8 protein-coding genes and 2 pseudogenes are annotated in these 13,297 nt (G+C 45.3%); 7 read left to right on the plus strand and 3 right to left on the minus strand.

All coding sequences use genetic code 11. The features are described 5' to 3' along the window. Together JFN88_RS09305 and JFN88_RS09310 are read left to right on the plus strand one after the other, a co-directional pair. The coding region (locus JFN88_RS09305; RefSeq protein WP_199019056.1) for an AAA family ATPase at positions 1–918 on the plus strand (918 nt) is incomplete at its 5' end. Next, positions 905–1,654, plus strand: a complete 750-nt coding sequence (locus JFN88_RS09310) for an HNH endonuclease (protein WP_199019057.1) — start codon at positions 905–907, stop codon at positions 1,652–1,654. The genes JFN88_RS09305 and JFN88_RS09310, both read left to right, overlap by 14 nt. A gap of 147 nt (positions 1,655–1,801) precedes the next feature. Here JFN88_RS09310 and JFN88_RS25685 read toward each other — a convergent pair. After that, positions 1,802–2,940 (minus strand): annotated as a pseudogene (locus JFN88_RS25685) (IS3 family transposase). Between the two features lie 1,164 nt (positions 2,941–4,104). Here JFN88_RS25685 and JFN88_RS09320 point away from each other — a divergent pair. From JFN88_RS09320 to JFN88_RS09335, 4 genes are all read left to right on the plus strand, one after another. Then, entirely contained in the window at positions 4,105–4,506 is a 402-nt protein-coding gene (locus JFN88_RS09320; protein ID WP_199019058.1) for a hypothetical protein, read from the plus strand. A 106-nt stretch (positions 4,507–4,612) separates the two neighbouring features. After that, positions 4,613–5,863 carry a flagellar filament capping protein FliD gene (gene fliD / locus JFN88_RS09325; RefSeq protein ID WP_199019059.1) on the plus strand — a complete coding sequence of 417 codons (1,251 nt, stop codon included), beginning with the start codon at positions 4,613–4,615 and terminating at the stop codon, positions 5,861–5,863. Between the two features lie 391 nt (positions 5,864–6,254). Further along, positions 6,255–6,818, plus strand: coding sequence for an RNA polymerase sigma factor (locus JFN88_RS09330; protein WP_332908456.1), 564 nt, complete (start codon positions 6,255–6,257; stop codon positions 6,816–6,818). After that, positions 6,799–7,488: a DUF4367 domain-containing protein gene (locus JFN88_RS09335; protein ID WP_199019060.1), complete on the plus strand. Its 690-nt coding sequence runs from the start codon at positions 6,799–6,801 to the stop codon at positions 7,486–7,488. Before JFN88_RS09330 ends, JFN88_RS09335 begins: the two co-directional genes overlap by 20 nt. Before the next feature lie 405 nt (positions 7,489–7,893). Here the strand turns inward: JFN88_RS09335 and JFN88_RS09340 are convergent, their stop codons facing one another. Beyond that, on the minus strand, positions 7,894–8,730 hold the full coding sequence (locus JFN88_RS09340; RefSeq protein WP_199019097.1) for an Rpn family recombination-promoting nuclease/putative transposase: 837 nt from the start codon (positions 8,728–8,730) through the stop codon (positions 7,894–7,896). Between the two features lie 69 nt (positions 8,731–8,799). Further along, positions 8,800–9,075 (minus strand): annotated as a pseudogene (locus tag JFN88_RS09345) (tyrosine-type recombinase/integrase); the annotation flags it as partial. Between the two features lie 729 nt (positions 9,076–9,804). Between JFN88_RS09345 and JFN88_RS09350 the strand changes: the two are divergent. Beyond that, positions 9,805–13,158 carry an immunoglobulin-like domain-containing protein gene (locus tag JFN88_RS09350; protein ID WP_199019061.1) on the plus strand — a complete coding sequence of 1,118 codons (3,354 nt, stop codon included), beginning with the start codon at positions 9,805–9,807 and terminating at the stop codon, positions 13,156–13,158. Positions 13,159–13,297: the final 139 nt, after the last annotated feature.

Raw genomic sequence — 13,297 nt, forward strand, 5'->3', positions numbered from 1 at the left:
ACTGATGTTAATATTAAAGATAATCTAAATATTAAAGGCGATAAATTAATCTCAACAAATTACATTATTAGTTTCTCAGTTAATAATCGGAATATGACCAATCAATTATATGGTTCTAATCCATTAAAGACTTGGTTATATAAAAATTATTTTGTTTCTGATTTAAATTATTCAAAAGAAAGGAATTTTTCTTTAGTAAAAGAATGTTTCAGCATGATTGACCCTAGCATTTCCTTCGGTGATGTGCAGGAAGTTTTCAATGAGAGAAAGGCTTCCAAGAATCCATATAACAGAGACAAACATTTTGAAATAGAGATTTATGTAGAAACTTCTAAGGGTAGGATTTTAATAGATCACATGTCATCAGGGTATCAATCAGTATTAATGATTTTATTGAGCTTAATAAAGAAAGTGGAGTCACTAGAGCAATATGGTTCAAACGTTCACAACTTTATGGGAGTTTTATTAATTGATGAAATCGATTTGTATTTGCACCCCGAATGGCAGAAAAAGTTAATTGAAATTATTCGCTGGTTGCTACCAAATGCTCAAATCATCACAACGACGCATAGCCCCCATATCATTCAATCAGCAAGACCAGGAGAAATTATTCCATTGGGCTTTGATGACAACGGAAATACTTTTATTCGTGATTTACCAGAAAGCAACGAATATGGTTATCAGGGTTGGACGATTGAGGAGATATTGAATGATGTTATGGGATTAAATGAAACTAGATCGCATAGATATAAAGATGCTATAAAGAAATTTGATATTGCTATTGATAATGAAGTCATTGATGATGCGAGAAATGAATATTACAGGTTAGAAAGTATGTTACACCCCAATAATCATACATTAAAATTGTTAAAAATACAGATGGCTTCACTTGGGGGACTAGAGAATGATAAATATTAATCGATCAGAATGTCCGACAGAGCTTACTGAAGACCACAAAAAGAAGCTTACTCAAAAATTCATTGATACAAAAGACAGTGTATGGGCAGTTTCTTATATTAAGAAACCGTTGTTTGAAATGTCGCATGGGAAATGTAGCTATTGTGAAGGCAAGCTTGGCGAAGAAGGAAAATATATGCATGTTGAACACTTTCATCATAAAGATGCATTTCCTAATGAGGTAGTAGAATGGAATAATCTATTACCATCTTGTGTTCACTGTAATACTAATAAAGGAACTCATAATACTATTGCGGAACCTATAATTGATCCAACAATAACAGATCCAAGAGAGCATATGATTATTGAGAACTATCGGTACAAAAGTAAAAATAATAGTACACTCGGAAAAAAAACAATTGAGGTAATTTACTTAAATAGTTCCGATCAGTTAGTTACACCTAGGTTTGATATAGCCAATAAATCTTTAGATACTTTACAAGATTTATTAGATAAAGCAATAGAGTTTCAAGCGGGAACAAATATATCAACCAAAAGAAGAAATATCATCATCAATGGACTTAAAAGTTTATTAAGAGAAGCTCATCCAAAGTCTCAGTATAGTGCAATAGTAGCAACTACTATATTAAAAGATTCATATTATTTAGAACTTAAAAACATAATAATAGGGAGTGGCTTGTGGGATTATGAACTACAAACTCTTGAAACCGAAGTGAGGGATACAAGCTTGTATTAACTTCTACTCAGAGGTAGGATTTATGGAAGGGAACGTGACATTTGGCTTTCCGCGACGTACTGAAAATGAAATGTCTTCATTTTCAGAAAATGCTTTTCCTTATTACTCAATAACCCTGTCAAGTAGACACGAATAAAAAGACATTTATTATGCAGCGACCGCTTGCCTGTATTCTACAGGTAAGCGGTCGTTTAATTTCTTTTGAAAACGACTAAGGTTGTAGAATGTTATATATTCACTTATAATATTTACCAGATATGCTGTTGTTTGCGTTTTGGTCAGATAATTTTTTCCGCTTTTAAGTGTGAAAAGAACGATTTAATGCAGGCATTCCAAGTAGTTCCCCCTATTGGAATGGCTGCCTACCAACCCGAGCTTAATCAGCTTACGATTAAATGGTTTAGATGTGTATTGAAACCCTTGATGAGTGGAGCATTACGCCGGAGAGATCTGCTTTCTCGGCGAGTAAATCAACTGTTTTCGTAACAAGGGCTAAGTCATTACGCTCTGAAAGATGCCAAGACACAAATACGTTGTTTAAGAGGTCCTGGATCACCGAGAGGTAGACAAAACGCTCTCCTACTCTAATGTATGTAATATCCGTAACGAGCTTGCTTAGCGGTTTATCTGTATAGAATTGTCGCTCTAGCCGATTGGGGTGCACAACAGATGCTGTCTTGCCAAAGAAGCGTCGTTTCTTGCGGATGACGAGCTTCTTCATGAGCCGATAAACACGCTTGTGATTAACGTGGAGACCTTCACGCATCAGAGTAGTTGTCATACGTAGGTAGCCAAAGTAAGGATGCAAACGACCATGATGTGCCCTCCTAACAACTGCTCGTTTTGATGTCGAGCCACTTTTCTCGATTGACTTGCACGCCATTTGTAATAGCCAGAACGGGATACTTGAGCAAGCTCTAGAAGCCGTGTAAGAGGAAAATTTGATCTCATAACATGAATGATTTCGAAGCGATTTGCTTTGTTGGTCACTCCCCGTGTAGATTTGGATACCGCTTTTTTAGATACTCAATCTCCGCTCGCAAGTAAGCCATTTCCTCTTCAACGGAAGCAAACTTGGTTCGTGTTCTGCCTTTGCGAACAACTTCTTGCTGAAGTGGCTGACCTTCTCTAAATCTCTTCACCCATACCTCAACCTGTGTTTTATTCCGAATGCCTAATTGCCGTGCAACTTCACGATAGGAAATATTCCCCTCTAAAGCGAGATGTACCGCTTGCATCTTTAATTCTTCAGAGTAACTACTATTCGTACGTCCTGTTTTTCCCATGAAATAATCCCCTCCGATAAACAACGTCAAGTCCATCTTAGCAGATGTCTCTTTATCGTTGTCTACCGTAAGGGGATATTACCACATACAAGGCTTTACGCCTTGATTTTCCTTATCCATCTAACCTTAAAAAAAGCACTAAAATCTTGAAACCCGGCCCCGTTGGCGGGGTTCATTTACTTTCATCAATGTGAGGGGGTTTGGTCACAATTCTGGTCACAATTATTCTTTTTTGAGCGCCGCAGCCACTCGAACGTAGAAACATAATATTCAAACATGCTTTGTCCCACAAGGATTTCTTCCGTATTTTCCTTAACGTACGAAACCCTATCTCTCCACTGGCAGCGAAGAGGTCAGCGGTTCGATCCCGCTAAGGTTCACCAAACTATTCAACGAGCAGCCCAGAAGGGGCTGTTTTTTGCAACAATGATGATAATGCGTTAAGTAAAAGACGCACTATTGCGGGGACACGGGTTTGGGAATAAAAGGTTTGTCGAAAAGATTTGGTGGTCACTCATGGGACAATCTGTTGGGCTTCATCCGGAGTATGATTTCGATCTCATACGATGAGATGAAAGAAAACTCGTCTTGTATTGAAGCTATTCTCCGGAATTTGTGGCTCAAAATCTGGCTTTAGACACAAAGAAATACATACTGGTTTCGCGGCCGTTTTGCAAAATTGAACGACAACTTATGCGTTTCGCAATCCGTCACAATCGAATCATTCGTCCCCCTGAGCGGCAAGGGAGCTGGAACTTCACAAACAAACTGTCATTAAAATATTGCCGCATGCTTGTTCAGAAAGATAGGCTTCGTCCAGTATCCAACATACACGATAACGTACGAAGTCCTTCGGGGCCGCGTTTTTTGTATTGGCTGGACTTAATAAAGTTTGTGGGATCAAAGTAGGGAGTAACTCTGAAATCGTCATTTTATCGCAATAGAGTTCATTATACTGACCATTGGAGCATTGCAAGCGCGAACTCAAAGTTTTCTTTAAGTTTCATATTTAAAACCATTTTTCATGATAAATTAAAAGTAATATTTGTAGGTTTTGACGAAGAAAAGCTAGGTGTCACGAGAGATGGCATATGTAGCCCGATACTTGGATCAAGGCATCGTTGCATGTGACGATATTTGTATTTGTGATTAGGGGGGGATGGCGTGAATGTAAAATTCGTGAAACCGATCAGTGATTCTTTCAAAGTGATGCAGCAATTCAAGGATGTACTCGCGACGCAGGATCAGTCACGTTTGGCATCTATTCGAAATACACTCATGCTGGGCAAAAAGCTGCGCGCCGACGAAATGGACTTTTTACAACGATATGATACTAATCTACATGATCAAGCAATGAGTCTCTCGATGGAACGCCAAGCCTATGAGGACGCATTGCAGCATAGCCGTAGCAAAGCGGATGCGAACCATTACAACACGTTCAAGCTGATGCAGATTGCCGGGCAACTGAAGCATGGCGGTTCCGAGGAACTGCTAATGCGTACGAACGCGATTCAGGAAGTCCATCGCGAGTTCGTGCGATCGAGCAAGTATGCCTCACTGAGGTGAGATGGACACGCATGCCGTAAAATACGATGCTGAAACGATAGCGAATTTGAAGCTGAAGCAGAAATTAGCATTATATATTATGCGACCAGATGGGGGGGGGAGACGGATGACGTTATCGATTAACTCGTATAACTTGATGAATCCGATTAACAGAACGACGTCTTGGAGTTTCGAATCTTCCAATAACTTGGGTGCGAACCCATCCTTGTTCTCAAAGTTCGCTTCGAAGAGCAAATCTTATGAGCAATATGTCAAGACAGCGGCAACCGGGATTGCGAATTTTTTGAAATCTGCACAGGATCTGCAGGCATCGGCGCAAAAATTAATGCAGAAGGATAATTCATCTTTCCAAGCACGGACGGCGGAATCATCGGACAGCAAAAAGGTTACTGCAACTGCATTGGCCGGAGCCGCGAGCAAAATTTATGAAGTTAAAGTGAATGCGATCGCGACTTCTCAAACGAACAGCGGAACATTTTTGTCTAAAGCGGAAACGTCCGTTGCAAGCAGAGGCATCAATCAGTTCAACATTACGATAGGCGGCAAGACTACGAAGGCATCGGCTGTTATCTCGGATAACGATACGAACGATCAAGTGCTGACCAAGCTGAAAGATGCGGTCAATGCAGCGAAAACGGGCATAACCGCCAGTATCGTAACGGATGATAAAACAGGCAATAAGAAGCTTGAGTTAAGCAGCGACAAGACGGGAGCGGAACAGGCTTTCGAGGTTGAAGATGTTACCGGCAACGCAATGTCGGCAACCGGCGTTAAGCATGCAACGCAACTAGCGTCCAATGCGTCCTACAGCGTGAATGGCGGCGCAACGCAAGTTTCGCAGTCGAACACGATTGATCTGGAGAAGGGCAAAGCTACGGCGACCCTATTGGCCCCTTCAATGGAAGCTGTGAAAATTCAAATCAAACCGGACGAAAACAAAGTCATCGCGCAAGTTAAAGATATGGTGACGAGTTACAATATGATGCATGATCGCTTGAAAGATGCCGGTCGAGTTATGAATTCATCTGTCCGTAAAAGCATGGAATCGTTAGTCAGCTCATCTACTTATGAGCGAATCGGTATTCACCGTAACGGCGATGGTACTCTCAAGCTAGATGAAGAGCAGCTTAAGATGAGCTTGAGTTCAAATTTCGAACAAACAACGAAAGCGATTAGCGGCAACTATGGCCTCGCTGACCGTCTATCATCAGCAGCGGAAAGATACAATGAAGTCCCGGCAAGCAGCTTGCTGAACTCGAAGGCTCGCCAGGTGCAGCAATTCGCGATGTACCAGTCATCGATGCAAATAGCTATGCCGACACAGGCAAGCGGGTGGGTCGTGAATTTGCTTTATTAACTCGATACTGTAAATGGGCAATAATTGATCAGGGACATAATAGTTCGTAACCCGCTTGAGTAGATAAAAATCTTTTCAAGCGGGTTTGTCCGTTGTTGGTAGTGAGACCGGTCACGGTGGGAGAGCGCATCGCTGGCAGCGATGCGCTCCCATAGAGAACAAAGTACTAGTATAAACGAATATCGTTAATCTTTTAAACCGAAAATGAAGTCAAATAGCCGCATGTAACAGACACACTGTTCATGTGGCTCTTCATCGTATGAAATTCAAGGTAGAAAGATACGGGGATTTAAGCTCAAATTCGCGAAATCTTTAATTGGCCCTCAGATTTAAAGCGAAGTGCAGCGAAAAAAGCGCTCATGCCGTCTAATAAGGTGGAGGTGATGATTCAGTGAAGCCGGCCGGCTCGAATAACAAGGAAAATTTCTCGAAAGAACCCTCTCAAGCACTAGAGCAGCTGATGGACAGCTTTGGCTCGACGGTCATGTACACCGCTTATTTTTATACTGGTGATCGGCATCTTGCCGAGGATATCAGTCAGGAGGTGTTCCTGCGCGCTTATCGCAACTGGAATTCGTTTCGGGGAGATAGCGCGGTCAAAACCTGGTTGACGACGATCGCCATCAACGTTTGCAGGGACAAGATGGGCGTGCGGATGTTTGCGGAACAGCCGACCGATCCCAGCCAGATGGAGCGGGGACGGACAATCAACGTGGAAGAAGAAGTGCTTAGAAGATTGCAGAAAAGTGAGATTTTGCGGCATTTGCTGCGTCTGCCTCTGCCTTATCAGGAGGCTTTGTATCTATATTACTATCTGGACCTGGGCACACGTGAAATTGCGGAAGCGACGTCGTCGCCCGAGGGTACCGTGAGAAACAGACTGCACCGGGCGCGCGAGGCGTTAGCTCGGGAAATGCGCAAGGAGGAGACAGTCGATGAAGGACATGGAGAATAATTTGCGTCAACATTTGCGAAAGGAGGCGGACGATATGTTGTTTTCAGGAATGGAATTAAGCGATAGCGTTAAACAGAAAATAAGGAAGAAAGCCGCTGGGGAGCAGAAAAGCCGCCGATTCGTTCTTCCGAAAGCCTGGCTTGCGGGAGCGGCTGCGCTGGTCGCGGCGGTCGTCATCGTGACGGGATTGCCGATGCTGCAAGCGCCCGCCGGGGTACCGACGCCAACGGATAATTCGACGGGAACCGTGTCGCCCGGAAACGGAGGAGCCACAGGTTCGGAGTTGTCCAAATTGATCACGACTCGGTTCGGAACGGTGGAGGAAGCGAAAACGGCTTACGGTCCCGGTGCGCTTGTTCCGCGAGTCGTCCCGGAAGGCTTCAAGCTGGCGGAAATCGTCGGCGTAGGAATGAAGGACCAACCGCTCAGAGATTTGAACTTCACATACGGCGCAGGTGATAAGACGGTGACGTTCAGCGCGAGCCGCATGCCAGCGGCATTCCCGACGGACCTGTTCACACCGACAAAAGTGGGTGGGGCGGACGGCTTTATTTTCGAGCAAGCCGAGTTTACGGAGCTGTACTGGGTGGTTGACGGGATTCAGTATAGCCTGGTCGGCCCGATCTCTGGCGACGAGGCAATGAAGGTCGCGGAATCGGTCGAGCCTTGATGCTCACACCAATTAAGAGAGCTTAAATTCCGGTATTTGGGCCATCGATAAATCGGGGGGTTGCAACATCCCCATACGGAAGAGCGCTTCACTGGCAACGATGAGGTCAGGGGTTCGGTCCCCCTAGGCTCCATATCGAAAAAGGCCGCTAAACACAAGGGATTCCGGGTGTTTGGCGGTTTTTTCTATGTCCGACACAGTAATGATTTGGGGTCGTGGTCACACGTTTGGTCAAACGGACGATTTTTTTGGTGTAAAATCGGGATTTTCGAGTGTTTTGAGATCATGCCAGAGTATCATGTTTCTCGATAAAAAAGATATCGCCTTGTCCTTTTAAATAAGGGCAAGGCGATTATTTTGTCTTGTTCAACACTTGGATGAAAGGAGCTCAGTAATGGGTGAAGATTATTGAATCGGTCTTAGCGATTCGATTTCTGCTTTAGAGAGTCCGCTGGCTTTTGCGACAATTCCAACATCCAACCCTAGGGAAAGCATGTTCTTGGCAATCTCGATAGCCTTCTTGCGTTCTCCATTTTCCGTAGCCCATTCGATCATGGAAGCTTCATCATGCAAATACTTTTGCCTCTCCTCATATAAGCGGCGAGCCTCCCGATCCTGGCTTAAAAACTCTAGAGTATCCATTGCCTTCTTCAATGTAGGTTCGTTCATCTTCAGCACCTCCCAACTCGATTTGTCGGCTCCTTTAAGGAACAGCAGCCAATTAATCAATCCACCTTCCAGCGGAATGGCTTGATCGTCCAACTTAGTCAGTTCCATGAAATGTACTTCGATATCATCAGACAATTCAAGGCCCGTATGATCTTCTCTCAAATGGAACACATTATGATAACGTTCATTCGGAATAAATGAGTAGTTCAAAATGTTGATGGTAACACATTTCTTCAGTTCCTTGTAGGTCTGCCCTTCCTGCAACTGGCTGGAGTAGCGTTTGCTCCAGTAAAAAAGCGTCCGTTTTTCGATATCGTATTTATTGAAAAGCTGCATCTCGATATTAATCAGTTTTCCTTCAATCGTCTTCGCCCAAATATCGAAGATGGACTGTTTATCGAGCGGAGCATCTTTATCAGTATATGGATTGAGCAGAACGATTTCCGTCAAAGGAGCTTCGCCGGATTCCGCAAATGTACGATTCAGGAAAGCGAGAAGTACATCCTTGTTTTCTTCACTGCCCAAAATACGTTTGAAGACGAAATCATTCCGGGGATCAAGCAGTTCCGGTATTTGACAATCAACTCCATTTCTTCTTATTATACCATGCTTTCAGACTGATTTTGAAGGTGGTGTCGAGGGTCAACCAAAAAGCATACTGCCGAATTTTTTTGCGGTTTCTTTGTGAACGGAAGGCAGGACATGGCTGTATGTGTCCAGAGTTACAAGAATGTCAGAATGTCCTAATATTTCCTTGACTACCTTAGGATTGATATTGCGACTTAACATTAACGTGGCAACGGTATGCCGTAAATCATGAAAGCGAATTTTTGGAACTTCAGCCTTCTTCATAAGTGAGTAGAAGGAGCGGAGTAAATTTCGTGGATTGATAGGGGGGCCTCGTTTGGTGCAAATGACAAAATCATGATGGCGATCTTAAGCGGAAGAACGAATAAGCGCCAGAACCCTTGATATGACTAGCATTGCGCCAATCCCACCTTAGCATACCGAACCCCACTTCACATCTTGACAGGGTAGGAGTCAGCGAGGTACCTTATATTTCAGTTTAACTACATTGGTCACATTTTTGGTCACAAGTTTTTTGTTTCTGGAACGCCCGCGTAGGTATCGACGAGAGCTCAATCAGGAAAAATCTTATAAATTTAGTGGATTTTCGTTCGAGCCACAGACGTTCCAGAATCCCATCTCTTCACTGGCAGCGAAGAGGCCAAGGGTCCAGTCCGCGCGTAGCAAGTGGCTGGGATGCATCCCCTGGACTCCATAACAAAACAGCCGCTAGACACAAGGGATTCTGAGTGTTTAGCGGCTGTTTCTTTTTGGTGATTTTGCGGCTTGTTCGCAACGATTCAGAACCGTCGGTATGTCCTGCTTCCACTAATATGGTATACTAGCAAAAATCGCTAGAAAAATTGCCGTCGCTTTTTATTGCGAAGAAGCGAGCAATTATGACGATATGAAGTGAGGTGGATTTGGTTGAAAATCGGCTATAAAAAAAGGATCATGGCTGCACTATTAGTGATCTTTTTGGCTTGTGGGTCTTTTCCCGTTTACACGTTCGGTAATGGGTTCGGCCCAGGTCCGGATATTGAGTTCACAAGCTATAATGACTGGCCCGAAGGGTTTAAGATGAGTTTTTCCCTCTTTTCGGAAGTGTTTTATGCAGATGGGTTTGTCTGGATGATCCCCCAAGAAACTAACCAAGTGGTCAGAATGAACCCGGAGACAGGAGAGATGAGAGGGTACGATATTTGGGCTGATGGATATTCACCCTCCGTTAGATATGGTCAATTTTCGGGAGGCGTCTATGATGGTGAGAATCTGTGGTTAATTCCAGCCATTGCAGATAACGTCCTTAAGATTAATACCCGTACAGGCAGTTTGACACGGTTTCGTAATTGGCCAGATGATTTTAACAGAGGCAATGCTCCCTTTTTTAAAGGTGGTGTATACGATGGCAGGTATATATGGATGGTCCCTTCGAGTGCGAATCAAATCGTAAGGCTTGATCCGCTAGATGGTTCTATGCAAGGATATTCAGATTGGCCTGAAGGGTTTCAATTGGAGCCCTATGCTTTTTCGGGAGCCGTGTATCATGAAGGTTCAATATGGTTCATTCCTTCTCGAGCAAATCAAGTAATTAAAATGGATACCGAAACAGAGGAATTAACGGGATATCACGATTGGCCAAGCGGCTATGTCAACCGATCTTATGCCTTCAATGGAGGAGTTTTTGATGGCGAAAATATTTGGATGATTCCTTATGGTGCAAATCAAGTCGTTAAAATGAATGCGGAAACCGGAATCATGACAGGCTATGACTGGTCATTGTCACACATGAATCAAGCTGCATTTGACGGTCAGAACATTTGGAGCAGACTTGCAGGCAGCAATGAAATGATTAAAATAGATACAGCTACTAGTGAAATAGAAGTCTTTCAAGTGTCAAATGAGTATAGCGGGAGTTACCTGTCTACATTTGATGGCTTGAATGTCTGGATGATCGCTACATACAAACCAAGCTCGCAACCCCCAGATGCTGTACGTATATCAAGTGTTCCAATAATGAATCCGGCAATAGTAGAGGAGGGGCAAGTAAAATTATCTTGGCAACCTGTAAATGGAGCGGTCGAATATACGATTTCCCAATCTCTGACTCCCTCATCCAGTGGTACGGCGATTGCAACAGTTACTGGGGCTGAACATGTGTATACGGTAACAAACCAACCGGAAGAAGTTCCCTACTATTACACGGTCAGAGCTATATTTGCCGGAAGAGAAAGTCGGCCTTCTAATGAAGTCGAAGCGATCGTGCTCTCAGATAATGTGAATTTAAGTGGTTTAACACTATCTGCTGGAGAACTGAGTCCAACGTTTTCAGAAGACACTACGAGTTACACTGTAAATGTTAGCAATGAAACGAGCAGTATCGTCCTGACACCGACTGTGATGGATGCGCGCTCCGAGATAACAATTAATGGTGAACCAGCAACCAGTGGATCTCCATTTGGACCTGTAGCATTAGAACTGGGGAGCAATTCGATTGAAGTTGAAGTTATCGCGCAAAGCGGTGCTGCGAAAAAATATATGGTGGATGTCATTAGACAGTTTCCGGATCAAAGAGTCGAGTTTCATTTAAACGGAGGAACGATGGAACAGGCATCCGTAATCGATGTCCCATACGGAAGCCGTATTTCTGAGCCGGCTCCACTGCCCCAACTGGCGGGATATGTATTTGCCGGTTGGTATACGGACGAGTCGTGGCTGCAGCAAGCTGAATTCCCTTTAACGGTGGAACAGGACATTGCGTTGTATGCCAAGTGGGATCCCCTGCCGACGGTGCTGCTGAACAGTACGGCGGGCGATCCGTTGAACGGGCCGTTTACGGTAACGGCGTCGTTCAGCAAGGCGGTAACGGGATTCACACTCGACGATGTGCTGGTAAGCAATGGAACGGGAAGCAACTTCAATGTTGTGAGTGAAATGACGTATACATTTGTAGTGACGCCATCGACCGATGGTCAAGTGACGGTAGAGATCCCGGCGGGTGTTGCACAGGACGCGGCAGGAAACGAAAATGTGGCCTCGGAGCCGCTTGTCCGAACCTATGATGGGACCGCGCCTGTCATTGCCTTGAACGGCGCTGACCCGCTGGTGATCGCCGTGAACGCCGATTATGAGGAGCCAGGAGCCACTGCGCAGGATGCCCTGGACGGTGATGTCACAGCAGCAATTTCAATTACAGGAAATATAGATACAGCTACAGTAGGCTCATATGAGCGGCATTACGTGGTCACCGACCGCGCTGGTAACCAAGCGGAGACCAGGCGAACGGTGCATGTGATTGACCCGCCGCTCTTGAATTTGGAAGGCCCGGCCGAGATCTCGATTAAGCAAGGCAGCACGTTTCGCGATCCGGGCGCTGCGGCGACGGATGCTTATTATGGAGATCTGAGCGACCAGATCATGGTGAGCGGCACGGTCGATACCGGAAGGGCTGGCGTGTACACACTGCGGTATACGGTGGCGAACCCGATCGGCCAAACAGCCGAGGCGATTCGAAAAGTGACCGTTACACGAGCGGTTTTCTATCCTTCGAACTTTTTGTCAGACAATACACGTTTGAAAACGTTGGAAGTACATGCGGGTGGTCAACGGGTATCCTTAACGCCGTCCTTTACACCAGATCAGTTCACGTATATGGCTGAGACGGAAGCAAAGCAGGTCGAGGTGCAAGCGTCTGCTGAACACGCAGCAGCCCAAGTGACTTGGCAGGATCAGCCGCTGAACGATGGCATCCGGGTTGAGTTGAGAGAAGGGGAGAACATCTTGGACCTGATCGTGCAGGCGCAAGACGGCACCCGTAAAACCTACACGCTCAAGATAAATCGGACCATACCGGCGAAGCCGATTGATCCGGAAGCTCCTGTAGAGCCGAAGACGCCGATAGTTGAATTCACCGACATCGCCGGACACTGGGCGGAAAAGGACATCCGGCTGGCGGCGGGGAAAGGGATCGTGAGCGGTTATCCGGCGGGAGCGTTCAAGCCGAACAACGCAGTAACACGCGCTGAGTTTACAGTGATGCTGGCAGGGGTATTGAACTTAGGCGATAAAATTTTAACCCTAACCTTTACAGATGAAGATCAGATCGCCGAATGGTCAAGGGCGGCCGTGGCCCAGACGGTACAGGCGGGAATCATCATTGGATACGAGGACGGCAGTTTCCGGCCAAGCAGCAAGATTACGCGTGCCGAGATGGCTGTGATGATCGCTCGGGCGCTCAAGCTGCAGTTTGATCCCGGGGTCTCAACGCCATTCATTGATGACGAAGCGATTCCGGGATGGTCTGTCGGAGCTGTCGAAGCCATTCGCCAACTGGGCATTGTGGGTGGCCGCGGCGGAAACCGATTTGAACCCGGTGAAACAGCCACTCGTGCGGAAGCCACGGTGATGCTGCTTCGGATGCTGGAGCATAATTAACAGGGATTAGCTTCTGTGAATTAGTTTGCTTGATTCCAGCCGAATATTTAAGCCAAGGAGTTGTCCGCCTCACTGCCACAATGGGGGGACAACTTCTTTGTCATGTTTTTGCCGCTGCTTGCTTGTGTTAGACTCTCCA

This window comes from Paenibacillus roseus, assembly GCF_016424485.1.
GTDB classification, from domain to species: Bacteria; Bacillota; Bacilli; order Paenibacillales; family Paenibacillaceae; genus Paenibacillus_D; species Paenibacillus_D roseus.